General features: G+C 69.3%; 13 protein-coding genes. 7 read left to right on the forward strand and 6 right to left on the reverse strand.

Translation table 11 applies throughout. The features are described from left to right. Position 1: 1 nt before the first annotated feature. Both ACSYGO_RS01835 and ACSYGO_RS01840 read left to right on the forward strand, forming a co-directional pair. A complete protein-coding gene (locus ACSYGO_RS01835) occupies positions 2–991 on the forward strand; it encodes an FAD binding domain-containing protein (RefSeq protein WP_460385552.1) in 990 nt (329 codons plus the stop codon). Beyond that, entirely contained in the window at positions 988–3,198 is a 2,211-nt protein-coding gene (locus tag ACSYGO_RS01840; RefSeq protein ID WP_460385553.1) for a xanthine dehydrogenase family protein molybdopterin-binding subunit, read from the forward strand. Before ACSYGO_RS01835 ends, ACSYGO_RS01840 begins: the two co-directional genes overlap by 4 nt. A 108-nt stretch (positions 3,199–3,306) precedes the next feature. Here the strand turns inward: ACSYGO_RS01840 and ACSYGO_RS01845 are convergent, their stop codons facing one another. The 5 genes from ACSYGO_RS01845 to ACSYGO_RS01865 all read right to left on the reverse strand — a co-directional run bounded on the left by ACSYGO_RS01845 (position 3,307) and on the right by ACSYGO_RS01865 (position 6,798). Then, positions 3,307–3,477: a hypothetical protein gene (locus ACSYGO_RS01845; RefSeq protein ID WP_460385554.1), complete on the reverse strand. Its 171-nt coding sequence runs from the start codon at positions 3,475–3,477 to the stop codon at positions 3,307–3,309. Then, entirely contained in the window at positions 3,462–3,905 is a 444-nt protein-coding gene (locus ACSYGO_RS01850; protein WP_460385555.1) for a serine hydrolase domain-containing protein, read from the reverse strand. Before ACSYGO_RS01850 ends, ACSYGO_RS01845 begins: the two co-directional genes overlap by 16 nt. 4 nt (positions 3,906–3,909) lie before the next feature. After that, a complete protein-coding gene (locus ACSYGO_RS01855; RefSeq protein ID WP_460385556.1) occupies positions 3,910–4,497 on the reverse strand; it encodes a TetR/AcrR family transcriptional regulator in 588 nt (195 codons plus the stop codon). Positions 4,498–4,999: 502 nt separating this feature from the next. Further along, positions 5,000–5,713 carry an ABC transporter ATP-binding protein gene (locus ACSYGO_RS01860; protein WP_432173544.1) on the reverse strand — a complete coding sequence of 238 codons (714 nt, stop codon included), beginning with the start codon at positions 5,711–5,713 and terminating at the stop codon, positions 5,000–5,002. Continuing rightward, positions 5,710–6,798, reverse strand: coding sequence for an ABC transporter permease (locus tag ACSYGO_RS01865; RefSeq protein WP_460385557.1), 1,089 nt, complete (start codon positions 6,796–6,798; stop codon positions 5,710–5,712). Before ACSYGO_RS01865 ends, ACSYGO_RS01860 begins: the two co-directional genes overlap by 4 nt. A 166-nt stretch (positions 6,799–6,964) precedes the next feature. On the opposite strand from ACSYGO_RS01865, the gene ACSYGO_RS01870 reads away from it, so the two are divergent. From ACSYGO_RS01870 to ACSYGO_RS01885, 4 genes are all read left to right on the forward strand, one after another. After that, entirely contained in the window at positions 6,965–8,185 is a 1,221-nt protein-coding gene (locus ACSYGO_RS01870; RefSeq protein WP_460385558.1) for a sensor histidine kinase, read from the forward strand. Beyond that, on the forward strand, positions 8,182–8,817 hold the full coding sequence (locus tag ACSYGO_RS01875) for a response regulator (protein WP_426681283.1): 636 nt from the start codon (positions 8,182–8,184) through the stop codon (positions 8,815–8,817). The genes ACSYGO_RS01870 and ACSYGO_RS01875 overlap by 4 nt, the downstream gene beginning before the upstream one ends. A 378-nt stretch (positions 8,818–9,195) precedes the next feature. Further along, positions 9,196–9,621, forward strand: a complete 426-nt coding sequence (locus ACSYGO_RS01880; RefSeq protein WP_460385559.1) for a Pycsar system effector family protein — start codon at positions 9,196–9,198, stop codon at positions 9,619–9,621. Between the two features lie 201 nt (positions 9,622–9,822). Then, positions 9,823–10,278, forward strand: coding sequence for a hypothetical protein (locus tag ACSYGO_RS01885; RefSeq protein ID WP_432173548.1), 456 nt, complete (start codon positions 9,823–9,825; stop codon positions 10,276–10,278). A gap of 155 nt (positions 10,279–10,433) precedes the next feature. Here the strand turns inward: ACSYGO_RS01885 and ACSYGO_RS01890 are convergent, their stop codons facing one another. Further along, positions 10,434–11,102 (reverse strand): hypothetical protein, encoded by a 669-nt coding sequence (locus ACSYGO_RS01890; protein WP_460385560.1) that lies wholly within the window; start codon positions 11,100–11,102, stop codon positions 10,434–10,436. A gap of 310 nt (positions 11,103–11,412) precedes the next feature. On the opposite strand from ACSYGO_RS01890, the gene ACSYGO_RS01895 reads away from it, so the two are divergent. Then, positions 11,413–13,503, forward strand: coding sequence for a P-loop NTPase fold protein (locus ACSYGO_RS01895; protein ID WP_460385561.1), 2,091 nt, complete (start codon positions 11,413–11,415; stop codon positions 13,501–13,503). The last annotated feature ends 13 nt before the right edge of the window (positions 13,504–13,516 follow it).

Genomic DNA, 13,516 nt, shown 5'->3' on the forward strand with positions numbered 1-13,516 from the left:
GATGCATCCCTTCGAGTATGCCCGCGCCATCGACGCCGACCAGGCCGTGGCCACCGTCAGTGCCGACCCGGACGCGACGTTCCTCGCCGGCGGCACCACACAGCTGGACCTGATGAAGGACGGCGTTCTCCACCCCGACCGGCTCGTCGACATCACCCGTCTCCCCCTCGGAGGCATCACGCACACCGACTCGGCCGTCCAGGTCGGAGCGTTGACGACGATGGAGGAACTCGCCGCCGACCCGGTCATCGGCGAGCGACTCCCCTTCGTCCGCGAGGCGCTTCTGCTGGGTGCCTCGACCCAACTGCGGAACATGGCCACGATCGGCGGCAACCTGCTGCAACGGGCCCGGTGCCGTTACTTCAGAGACCCCACCGTCGCCGCCTGCAACAAGCGCGATCCCGGCTCGGGATGCGCCGCGATCGCCGGAATCCAGCGGATGCACGCCATCCTCGGCACCAGCGACCACTGCATCGCCCTGCACGCCTCGGACGTCGCGGTGCCGCTGACGGCACTCGACGCGATCGTCCACACGCAGGGCATGGACGGGGCGCGGTCGATCCCCATGACCCAGTTCTATCTGCCGCCGGGCGACACACCCCACATCGAGAACGTGTTGCGGCACGGTGAGTTGATCACCGCGGTCGACATCCCGCTGCTCGACGCCGGGATCCGGTCCCACTACGTCAAGGTCCGCGACCGCGTCTCCTACGAGTTCGCGCTGACCTCGGCCGCGGTGGCCCTCGTGATCGAGGACGGCGTCGTCCAGGAGGCGCGCGTGGCACTGGGCGGGGTCGGCACGATCCCCTGGCGGGCCTGGGACGCGGAGGACGTCCTGCGCGGCAACGCCGCGGACACCGACCTCTTCCACGCCGCGGCGGAGGCGGCCCTCGTGGGCGCCAGGCCGCTGCCCGGCACCGCCTTCAAGGTGGAGCTGGCCAAGCGCACTCTCGTACGCACGCTCGAGACCGTTGCAGGAGCACCGTCATGACGACTCTCGAAGCCGGCAGGATCGTCGGTGCGGGCCTCGACCGCGTCGACGCCCCGCTCAAGGTGACCGGAGCGGCCCAGTACCCCAACGACTTCACCCTGCCCGGCATGACACACGCCGCCCTGGTGGGCAGCACCGTCGCCGCGGGACGCATCACCGGCATCGATGCGTCCGAGGCCCTGGCGGCTCCTGGTGTGCTGACCGTCATCACCCATCTGACCGCGCCGAGCCTGGAACACGGTCCGATGACCCTGCTGGGCGGATCGCCTCCCGTTCCCCTGCAGGACGACCGCATCCTGCACTACGGACAGCACGTCGCGATCGTGGTGGCCGAGAGCGCCGAACAGGCCCGGCACGCCGCGCGGTTGATCCGCATCCAGTACGAAGCGACCGAGGCCCTGCTCGACGTGGGCGACCCCCGGGCCGAGATCGTCGTGAACCCCTGGGGCATGGACACCGAACGCGGTGACGTGGGCGCGGGATTCGCCCAGGCGGACGTGGTCGTCGAGGGGACGTACACCACCCCCGACAACACCAACAACCCGCTCGGTCTGATGACCACCGTCGCGTCCTGGCACGGCGATTCGCTGACCGTGCACGACTCCACGCAGTGGCCCCACAACGTCCGTACGACACTCGCCGCGGTCTTCCGGATCCCCGAGAGCGGCATCAGGGTCCTGGCCCCCTTCGTCGGTGGCGGCTTCGGCGCCGGACTGCGGGTGTGGTCCCACGTGATCCTCGCCGTACTCGCGGCCCGTGAGCTCAAACGCCCGGTCAAGTTGGTGCTGACCCGACCCGAGATGTTCACCTCCGTCGGGCACCGGCCCAACAGTGTCCAGCAGATCAAGATCGGCGCGACCCGCGACGGGGACCTCGTCGCCATCGAGCACCACGGCATCTCCTCCGTGGCGATGGAGGACGACGACTACGAACCGGTCTCCGCCGGTTCGGCCGTCGCCTACGCCTGTCCCAACGTGCTGACCCGCGACCGCCAGGCGCGCCTGAACATCCCCTGCCCGGGCTCCATGCGCGCGCCGGCCGAGGGACAGGGCAACTTCGCCCTGGAGTCGGCGATCGACGACGTCGCCCACGCCGTCGGCATGGATCCCCTCGAGTTCCGCCTGCGCAACTTCGCGGACGAGCACCCGCTTCATGGCCTCCCGTGGTCGAGCAACGCCCTGCGCGAGTGCTACCTCGAAGGCGCCGAGCGGTTCGGCTGGTCGCGACGCGGCCGGGAACCGGGCTCCATGCGCGAAGGAAGCCTGCTCGTCGGCTACGGTCTGGCCGGGGTCTCGTACCCGTTCTACCAAGTACCGTGCCAGGCCCGGGTGTCCGTACGTCACGACGGCTCGGCGTATGCGCGCAGCGCCGCCACCGACATCGGAACGGGCACCTACACGGTCATGACCCAACTGACCGCCGAACTCCTGGGCCTGGACGTCACCCGGGTGCGTTTCGACCTCGGCGACTCCGACATGCCGTACGCGCCGCAGGCCGGCGGATCCGGTCTCACCGGGGCCCTCTCCAACGCCGTGCACGCCGCCTGCCGACGGCTGACGCGGGAATTCCTCGACGTCGTGCGCGACGACACCCGATCTCCTCTGCAAGGGGCCACCGCCGAAGACGTGGCGGTCTCCGACGGACGCATTCACCTCATCGAGGATTCCGCGCAGGGCGAGTCCTACGTGGGCATCCTGGCCCGTCACGGTCTGGAGGAACTCAGTGCCGACGGCAGGAGCACCCCGCCTCGCGCCGAGGACCTGGGGATGGCCCCCGCAGGCGCCTTCGGCGCCAAGTTCGTCGAAGTACGCATCGACCCCACGCTGGGGCTGCTGCGGGTGACACGGGTGGTCTCCGCCATCGACGGCGGACGCATCCTGAACGAGAAGACGGCGACCAGCCAGATCATCGGCGGCACCGTGGGCGGCATCAGTCAGGCCATGTTCGAGGAGACGGCCACCGACGCCGTCACCGGGCGCATCGCCAACGCGACCTTCGGGGACTACCTGATGCCGGTGAACGCCGACGTCCCCGACATCGAGGTCCTCTTCGTCGGCGGTCCTGACCGGGCAACTCGCACGGGAACCAAGGGAATCGGCGAAGTCGGCCTGGTCGGCCTCGCCGCGGCCATCGGCAACGCCGTCTTCCACGCCACCGGACGCCGCGTCCGCTCGCTGCCCATCACGATCGACCAGCTCATGCTCTGACGACGAAGCGGCGCCTGAGCGGTGGTGACCTCACGGGCGCCGATGTCAGGGAAGGGCACTCATCCCGTGCCCACCGGCTGGATCCGCCTGTCAGCCGAGCTGCGTCCCTCAGGTGGTCCTGCCGATGACGGCCGCGGCCAGCTTCGGGCGTTCTTCCAGCCATGTGCCCATGTGCTCCTGGACGGCCTCCTGGACGCAGGCGCGCACTGCGGCACCGCCGAGCAGGCCGCGCGTGGCGCCTTCGAATTCAGGCCGGTCGAGTTTCACCGAGACGACCACCGTGAGGCACTCGATGATCCGGTCGGCACCGACAGCAACTCCTCGGTGCTGAAGGGTGCTTGTACGCCAGGCAGTCGTGCCTGATGGGAAAGGATCTCGCCGACTGTGATCCGGCCCTTGCCGGCGGCCGCGAACTCCGGCCAGTAGCGCGCGGCCGGCGCGTCGAGGTCCAGCAGTCCGCGTTCCGTGAGCAGGAGGACGCACGCGGCCGTCAGGCCTTTGGCTCCGGAGAAGACCAGTTGGAGTGTGTCTTTGTGCCAGGGGCGTCCGCTCGACGGATCCGCGGTGCCGCCCCAGAGGTCCACGATGGGTTCGCCGTGGCGGTATGCGGCGAAGGCTGCGCCCACCTCGTCGTACCGCTCGAAGTTGCGGGCGAAGACCTCGGCCACGGCCTCGAAGCCGGGTGCGGTGAATCCCTGAACGTCCATGTCGTCACGCCCCCGCGGCCGAAAGAAGTGCGAGGGCCGCCTGCTTGGCGTCCTCGGCGGCCGAACCATCGGGGTCGTGATGGTCGGCGACCACGGTGGCGCCTTCCAGGAGGATCAGCAGCTGGCGTCCCAGGCGGTGTGGATCCCGGGCTCCGGACCGCTGCGCGATGTCCGTCAGCAGCTGCCGGTAGCGCCCCAGGTGGCGGTCGGCGACGGTGCGGGCGGGTGGGACGTGCCGTTGGGTCGCGGCGTTGACGATGGCACAGCCACGGAAGCCGGGCTGCCGATACCAGCCGTTCAGCTCGTCGAAGAGGGCCGCGAGTTGGGCACGCGGGTCGGGTCCCGCCGCCTCGACCGCGTCCGTCAGCCACCGCACGACACGATCGCTGCGCTCCTCGAGCACTGCCTGGACGAGGCCGTCCTTGGAGCCGAAGTGGCGGTACAGGGTCTCCTTGGAGGCGCCGACCGCGCGGCACAGCTCGGTCACGCCGACGCCGTCGAGGCCGCGCTCGTAGAGGATTCCGGTCGCGGAGGCGAGGAGCGTCGCGCGGGTTCGTTCCGGATCCAGGGAGCTTCCTTTGGGTACGGGCATGGGCGAGATGGTACCGATCGGTTCGATGATGAGTCCAGGGTGCCGCCCGCCGCGCCACCGCCGTCCACTTCCGGGGGGGGCGTTCGTCGGCACAACCCCAGCCGGAAGCCGGCAGACCCCCGGCTGACGCGGACCGGCGCCCCGACGCCGGCTGTGTGGCCGGACCAGGTTGCGAAAAAAACAATCATTCGTTTTACTTGCAGGAGTGGGCGTCCGGGGACAACCGCCCACGGCCCGCCCGACTGAGCGATGGGCGGGCGGCCCCGTCCCTGCGGACGTTGGAGCGGCGACCGCAGGGCGGGGCCCTTCTCGATCGATGCCGTCGCCCGGAGGGGCGGGCGCAGAGCCCGGGCGCGGTAGCGTCAGGCCTGGAGGCGCCACGCGACAAGCCCACGTCCGTCGCCCCCGAGCGCCGCAACCACCCCGTCGCTACAGAGCACTGAACTCATCGCACGCTGCGACCAGTTGGACACACCTCGGTCCAGATCGGATACGCCCTGGACTACGCCCCCGCGTCCGCGTCGGCAAGTGGCTCGGACCGGATGATCGGGCAGCTGAGTCTCCCGTCGCGCACCTCGGCGACGCGGTCGGCGGCGGTGAGGTGGGTGCGGTCGTGGGTGACCAGGACGGTGGCGGTGGCGCGCTCGTGGGTGAGGCGGGTGATCAGGTCGATGACGGCGGCGCCGCGTTCGTGGTCGAGGGCGCTCGTGGGTTCGTCGACCAGGAGGACGGTGGGGTCGTTCATCAGGGCGCGGGCGATGTTGACGCGCTGGCGCTGGCCGCCGGAGAGCTGGCGGGGACGGCGGTGTGCGTGATCGGCGAGCCCGACGGAGTCCAGGAGTTCCACGGCCCGTCCGTACGACTTCTTCGGTGACCGGCCGTCGATCTGCGCCATGACCTGGAGTTGTTCGGCGGCGGTGAGCGAGGGCAGCAGATTGGGCTGCTGGAAGACGATGCCGATCTTGTGGCGGCGCAGCTCGGTCAGCTCACGGCGGGTCATGCCCGTCGTGGAGGTGCCGTCGATGGTGACGGTGCCGGCATCGGGGGCGACGAGGGTGGCGGCGACCGCGAGGAGGCTGGACTTGCCCGAGCCGGAGGGGCCGACCACGGCGGTCAGGCTGCCCCTGGGGACGTCCAGGCAGATCCGGTCCAGGGCCGTCAGCCGGGCATCGCCGTCGGGATAGGTGAGGGTGATGTCGGTCAGGTGCAGACTCATCGGGCGCTCCCCAGGGCGGTCAGCGGGTCGACGGAGGTGATGCGGCGGACGGACAGCGCGGCCCCGAGCGCGCCGAGCAGGATCATCACCGCCGCCGGGACGAGGATCGTGGCGGGTTCGAGGACGAAGGGCACGGCGGAACCGGAGACGGCGGCGCCGAGAGCGCCCGCGATGCCCGTACCGAGCAGGGTGCCGCCGGCGAGCAGGACGACGGCCTGGCCGAGGGCGTCCTTGAGCAGGCCGGCCGTTGAGGCGCCCAGCGCCTTCAGCACGGCGACGTCGCCGCTGCGCTGGATGGTCCACACGGTGAAGAACGCGCCGATGACCAGGGCGGAGATGGCGAACAGGAAACCGCGCATCAGTTGCAGGGAGCCGTTCTCCGAGGTGTAGGAGCCGATCGCGGACAGGGAGTCGTCCCGGGAGAGCGTCTTGGTGCCCGCCGCGTGGTCCGTGGCATCGACGTCGGCGTCGGAGGTGGTGTTCAGAGCGATCACCGTCGCGGACGGCCCTTCCCTGTTGTCGGCGGGCGGTGCGGTCCTGCGCCAGACGTCGAGGGAGGTCCAGACGACGGGGGTGTGACTGAAGTGGGCGTCGCCCCGCACGGCCGCGACCGTCAGTCGCCGCCCGGCGACGGTGACGGTGTCACCGGGCTTCAGGCCGAGGTCGGCGGCGGCGGTGACGGACAGCACCGCGTTGTGCCCGTCGAGCTCGCCGCCCTCCGGTGCGAGCGAGGAGCCGGGCCGCACTCCGAAGACGGACACCCCGGCGCTCCTGTCTCCCGCTGCGGCCCGGGTGGTGGTGATGCCCAGCGGTTCGGCGCGGGTGACGCCGGGCGTGCGGGCCCAGTACCGCCACTGTTTCTCGGTGACCGTCGAGTCGGCGTACGACAGGTCCTGCCCGCCGTCGCGCGCGGCGAAGGCGATTCTGTCGGCGGGCAGGGAGGTGATCGCGGAGACGTTCTGCTGCCCCAGCCCGGCGGTCAGCCCGGAAAGCAGCCCGACCAGCAGGGTGATCAGCACGATGACGGTCCCCATCAGGGCGAAGCGCCCCTTGGCGAACCTCAGGTCTCTCCAGGCGACGAACACGGACCTGTCCTTTGCGGTGGTGGATGCGGTACTCCCCCACCGTCGCCGTCGGCACCCCGCACAGGCATCTGGCCCAGGACCGCACTTCGCGGATCAGGAGAGGGGCCGCCAGTTGTAACTTTCGGCAGAGGCCCGGTCCGGTCCTTTTCCTTAGCCTGGAAGGACCGTGAACACCTCCGCCCCCACCCTGACCCCGACCACCCGGGCCCTGAGCTGGTGCCTGCACCTGCTGGTCGTCGCTCTGCTCGCCCTCGCCGCGGGCCGCGCCGTCACCGGGCACCTGCCGCACTCCGGGGCCGTCGTCGCCGTATCGGCGCTCTGCGCGGGGGTCTACGCGGCCGGGCCGCTCCTGCCCCGTGTCCGCCGCTCGCGGCGCGCCGCCGCACTGTGGCTGGCTGCTGTCGGCGCCGTCTGGCTGGTGCTGCTGGCCCTGTCCGCCGACGCCGTCTGGGTCGCCTTCCCCCTCTACTTCCTCCAGCTCCACCTGCTGCCCCGCCGCGCCGGCCTCGTCGCCGTGGTGGCCACCGCGGTCGCCGCCATCGCCGGTTTCGCCGCCCATCAGGAGGCCTTCAGCCCGGCCATGGCCATCGGCCCTGCTCTGGGTGCCGCCGTGGCCGTCGCCGTGGTGTGGGGCTATCAGGCGCTCTACCGCGAGAGTGAGCAGCGCCGCCGGTTGATCCAAGAGCTGACCGCGACCCGCGCCGACCTCGCCGCCGTCCAGCACACCGCCGGCGTACTGGCCGAACGCGAGCGCCTGGCCCGCGAGATCCACGACACCCTCGCCCAGGGGCTGACCAGCATCCAGCTGCTGCTGCGTGCCGCCGGGCGCGCCCTGCCCGACCGGCCCGAAGCCGCCGCCCGCCACGTGGAGCAAGCCCGCCAGGCGGCCATGGACAACCTTGCCGAGGCCCGCCGTTTCGTCGCCGCCCTGACCCCGCCCGCCCTCGAAGACACCACCGTGGCCGACGCCCTGGAACGCCTGTGCTCCACCACCAGCGCCCGCCACCCGCTCACCACCCGATTCCACCTCACCGGCGACCCCGTACCGCTGCCGACCGGACACGAGGTCGCCCTGCTGCGCATCGCCCAGTCCGCCCTCGCCAACACCGTCCGCCACGCGCAGGCCGCCACCGCGGACATCACCCTCGACTACGCCGACGGCCGCGTCGCCCTCACCGTCGCCGACGACGGCGCGGGCTTCGACACCGGCCGGCTGCCCGACCGCGACGCCGGCAACGGCGGCTTCGGCCTGGCCGCCATGCGCTCACGCGCCCACGACCTCGGCGGCACCCTGGCCGTCGCATCCACCCCCGGCCACGGCACCACACTGACCGCCCGACTGCCCCTGCCCCCTCCCGACGAGACCGAGCCCGAGGCCCGCCCGTGACCGACAGCACCATCCGCCTCCTCCTGGCCGACGACCACCCCGTCGTACGGGCCGGGCTTCGCGCCGTACTGGAGACCGAACCCGGCCTCACCGTGATGGCCGAAGCCGCCACCGCCGAGGATGCCGTCGTACGCGCCGCCGAAGGCGACATCGACGTCGTCCTCATGGACCTGCAGTTCGGCAAGGGCATGGGCGGCGCCGAGGCGACCGCCGCCATCACCGCCCGGCCCGGTGCACCCCGCGTACTGATCGTCACCACCTACGACTCCGACGCCGACACGCTGCCCGCCATCGAAGCGGGCGCCACCGGCTACCTCCTCAAGGACGCACCGCCCGAGGAACTGGCCGCCGCCGTCCGCACCGCCGCCACCGGTCGCACCACCCTGTCCCCCACGGTCGCCGAGCGACTCATGAACCGGCTCCGTGCACCCGGTACCACCCTCACCCCTCGTGAGACCGAAGTCCTCACCCTCGTCGCCCAGGGCCTGTCCAACCAGGCCGTCGGCGAGCGCCTCCACCTCACCGAGGGCACCGTCAAATCCCACCTCGCCCGCGTCTACGCCAAGCTCGACGTCGACTCACGCACCGCCGCGGTCGCCACCGCCACGAGCCTGGGCCTCATCCGCCGCTGACCGGCGCACGGCCCCGGCGCCGGACCGGCCGTCCGGCGCCTCAGCCACTGGGAACAGCCAGGTCCCACCCTCAGGCAGACGAGCCGCCCGGAGGACGATCGCCCGCTGTGGGGCAAACCCTAGGTATCTGTGGAACGAGATTCGTCCTTCTCTTTTCCTCACGGCAGCGGACCGTTCCGCTCCTGGGGACTGCTGCAGTGTCATCGTGCTGAAGGCTCGACCGATGAGCCTCACCATGCGTAACTCACTTGCTCAACAAGCAAGTTGGGAGAACCGCACTGAAAGTGCAGGCGTCGTAGAGAGCACCTCGACTGCACGCAGCCATGGAGGGGCCACATGTCGCAGCAGCCACCTGACCACACTGAGCAAAATCTCAGCATGGCCGACAGCATGCTGGGCAGGGAACTCGTGCGGCACGACACGAAGGCAAGTCTGCTCATAGCAGTCGCCGGAGGCATCTTGGCGCTGGTCGCGACAATCGCTCATAACGCAGACCTCGGCCGGTACGCGCGCCTGCCTGGGGCACTCGGGCTGGCTGCTCTGGCCGCATCGATACTGATCCTGCTCATCTCGATCAGGCCGGCCTTGGGCGGACGTGCCGGAGAAGGCTGGGAGTTGTGGTCGAGTCTGGACCGTGACGCGCTGTTGATCCACGTGGGGGCGGACCGCAAACCAGAGCGTGTTGTCTTTCTCTCTCGGATAGTCCACCGCAAGTTCCGACAACTGCGGCTCGCCGTCGACCTCCTGATCCTCGGGCTACTGCTGCTGGCCGTCGCTGCCTTCATTGCGGCATCCGGGCGCTGACAGGCCCTCCTGTTCCCAACCGCGCGCACGCGCACTGGGCCCCAGAACGAACGGCGACCGGTTGCCGCTCGCGTTTCGGGGGTCGATACGCTGATCGCCATGGGGTACGAGGGGACCGGAGAGCCGGTTGAGGTCAGGTGTCCGGGGTGCGGCGGTACCGAAGTGCGGACGGTCGAGCAGGCCCGCGGTGGCAAGGGTGCGATGCGTGACGACCTGTACGGACGTCTGGCACCGGGACCGGACAAGACCGGCGACGGATGCATGCACTTCGTGGAGGGCATGGTGATGACCGGCATCGGAATCGCCGTCGCCTACACCGGGGTTCAGCAGAACAAGCCGCTGTATGTGATCGGCGGTGTGGCGCTCGCCCTGCTGTGTTTCATCGGGACTTTCGTCGTCGTGCGGGGTGATGGGCGAGAGAAGGCGGCCGCGGAGGCCGGGTCCCCGCGTGCGGAGCTCGTGTGGCAGCCGGCGCACTACTGCTACGGCTGCACCTCCGTGTTCTGCCCGGGTGGCGTCCCTTGGCAGGGAACACTCACCCCGGAGCAGTTCAAGAAGCTGGTGTGGACCGAGGCCGGCTACGCCGATCAGCTCCCGGCGGGAGACAAGGCGCGGGACGTGGAGATTCCGTCACAGGTCCGGCCGGGGACGTCGTAGGGCCTCCGTCGGCCGGCGAGCTCGTCCCCCTGCAGTCGGTGAAGGCTCGCAGTAGCCGATGGCGCTCGCCGCGAAGGCGCATGACGAGGCTGCGGAGCAGCCGGTCAAAGCGTCACCCAGCGGTCGACGTACGGCACACGGTCCGCGGGTAGACACTAGCCGAGTAGAGCCACGATCCTGCGCGCTCCGTCCGGCGAAGTCGCCGTCAGCCGCGTCCAGGAACCGTCTCGGAACGAGATCCTGAAGTCGGCTTCGGCCATGCTGAAGGACTTGATCTCCGCGCCGATGATCTCATTGCGAGGCAGTTCCCACAGAACGGTCTCGGATCCCGGCACCTTCCCGCCACCGCCCCAGGATACGAACCAGTTGCCCCGCGCCGTGTCCTCATGGGACGTCATACGCACGAGGCCGTCAGGCCCGCCGAGTTCGATCTCAGTCACCGTTCGCCAGGAGCGCCGCGAGGGGTCGAGCTGCCAGGGAAGCGTACGGGCCGTCTCTCCGTCACCCGCCCACATGACGGGGAAGTCGTCCACTTCGTTCTCCCGCTCCTCCAGCTTGCCCCGCTTGTCCGGCGACGAGGGACTGCCCAGGGCGCCGGCAATGACGTACAGCGGCAACATCAGCAGCCCGCCGAGGGCGGTACGAGCGTGCAAGCCGAGCCGGCCGAAGAACCCCCGCACCGCGAAGCGCTGCCGAGGTGGCCAACCAGGCAGCTCGGGCTCGATGTCGTTCCGCTCGTGGTCGCGGAAGGAGCGCCGCTTCGCCACCGAGGCTGCGGTACCGCTGGCGAACTCGACCCGGTAGCGCTCGGCTTCCTCGTCCATGCTTTCCTTCCTGCCTCTTCGACGGGGCCGTCTTCGCCAACCTAGCCTGCGCCCACGTACCGGCCTTCATGGGGGTTCTCCAGGAATCGCCGTCGTCCTCACCGACTTGTTTCAGAACCCAGTGCGGACGTGCCTCAAGGAGAGGATCCTGCAGAGGAGTTGGTGGGAAGAGCGGCCGTTCCGACCGTTCTGCACCCTAGGCTCTACTGACAGCCGATGGGTTAGGGCACCGAGTCTCGCCATCGACAGCGGCATCGCCACGTCAAGTCGTACGCACCTCGCCACTGATACTCAGCATTAGGAGACGCCGATGCCATGGCGACGACTCCCTCGCATCTCCCTCACGGACGAGGGGCAGCAGCTCTTCACCGAGGCATGGGGCGAATTCGTCAAGCAGCGCACTCTGCCCGTCGACGACACGGTCAAAGAAGCAGTAGAGGCGCGTCTCAACCTGACAGGTCTGGCCGCGTACTCGGGACTTGTCGATGCACACCGCCGGCTGGGATGGAGACGTCCCCCCTCAGTCGTCATCCAGCGTTTCCTCGGGCTGGCCCTTTTCGCCGCGGCCGGTGCTGTCGGAGCTGTCGGTGGCACCATCGACGTCGCAACCGGAGGGGCGACCGGGTATCGCCCCGCCTGGGTGGCAATGATCGTCCTCTGTGCCCTCGTGGCAGTCGTCGTGGGCCCGTTGGTCCCACGCCAGCTCCGTCCCTGGCTCCAGGACCGCGAAGCAGCGGTAGGTCACTACCGTTCCGCAAGGGCGTTCCTTCTGGCCGCCCTGGTCGTAGAAGTGCAGGCACTCGCCACCAGCGTCGTGAACGAGAACAAGGAGCGCGCCAAGAACGACATCGCCATGCTGACCAGCACAGATGCCCCAATCCTGGTGGAGATCGATTCCGGCGACGTGGTCCCATCGGCTTCGGCCGACAGCCTGTTGAGCTTCATCCGGGAGCACAAGACGTCAGCGATCGGCATCAGCGGACCCCGAGGTGTCGGCAAGACCACGCTGATGCGCGACGTCCAGCACCGGCTGGCCGACGAAGCGGCTTCGCTCAACGTCTACTTGTCCATCCCGGTCAGGTACGCGGCGGAGGACTTCATTCGCGTCGTCTTCCGAGAACTCACCCGGACCGTGCGGGCGCTGCACAAGGACTACGGCGACGAGCGGGTGCGCCAACGGTCCGAGCGACAACGGATCAACCAGGCACGGTACTTCACCTGCTCGATCCTCTTCCTCATCGGCATCATCCTCTTCACCTTGAGCCGGTACGGCACCACGGTGGTGGCGGCGCAGGACATCCCGGGTCTCGTCCTGATGCTGCTGGGAGTGGGCGGCGCGCTGGCGACACTCGTCTCCTCCCCCGCACGCATGTCGCGCAGTGCCCAGCTGCGGGCGCCGGCACTCCTGCTCGCCGCGCAGGAAGCCGAACGGGGCCTGGACTTCTCTCACATGCAAAAGCGCACCTCCAAGAACACCTTCTTGCTGAAGCCTGTCTCAGCGGAGGACCAGGACCAGTTCGAGCAGACCGAGCGTGAGCTGACACATCCTGAACTGGTGACGAAGTTCAAGGAGTTCGCGGCCCTCACCGTGCAGGAAACGGACCGATGCATCGTCATTGCCCTTGACGAACTGGACAAGGTCGACAAGGTCAAGGACGCCCTCAAGTTCGTCAACAGCATCAAAGACATCCTCCACGTGCCCGGTGTCCATGTCATCGTCTCCGTGAGCGAGGACGCCCTGCACAGCTTCTCCCTCCGGGGAATCCCGCTGCGCGACGCATTTGACTCTTCGTTCGATTCCATCGTTCCGGTCGAGCGGCTGTCGACGGACGAATCACAGCAGCTGCTCAACCGGCGCGTCTTCGACTTCCCCGACCCACTCATCCTCTTCTGCCACGCACTGAGCGGGGGTGTACCGCGGGACCTGATCCGCGCCGCTCGTCACTGTGTCGACTGCAGGCGGTCCGCGGGCGACGTTCCCGTCTCCGTCGCCGTCGCGGTCCGCAGCGTGCTCACACGCCACAGCACCCTGATATGCGAAGCACTTGTCTCCCACGCCAAGGCCGATGCCGCCGACCTGGTGGGATCTGCCCTCGCCGCCCTCAAAGAGATCCGCGCCAACAGTGGCGCCACCGCCGAGCTCGCGGAGTCGCTCGAGAAATCAGCGGCGGAGTTGGCAGCCTTCACCGACCATCACCTGAGCCAGGCGACAGCGGTCTATCTCGATCTGGCTTCCATCCTGTGCCGCTACTTCGGCCAGGAACGCACCAACGGTGACTGGCAGACAGAAGAGCACAACGGGGTCAGTACGGCCCTCGCGCGCGGCGTGGCCGAAGCCCTGGAACTGCTGTCCTTCGACATCAAAGCCGGACAGGCAGCGGTACAAGTGCTCAGAGGCTGACGGGAGCGATGAC

The sequence above is a fragment of the Streptomyces krungchingensis genome (assembly GCF_054729265.1).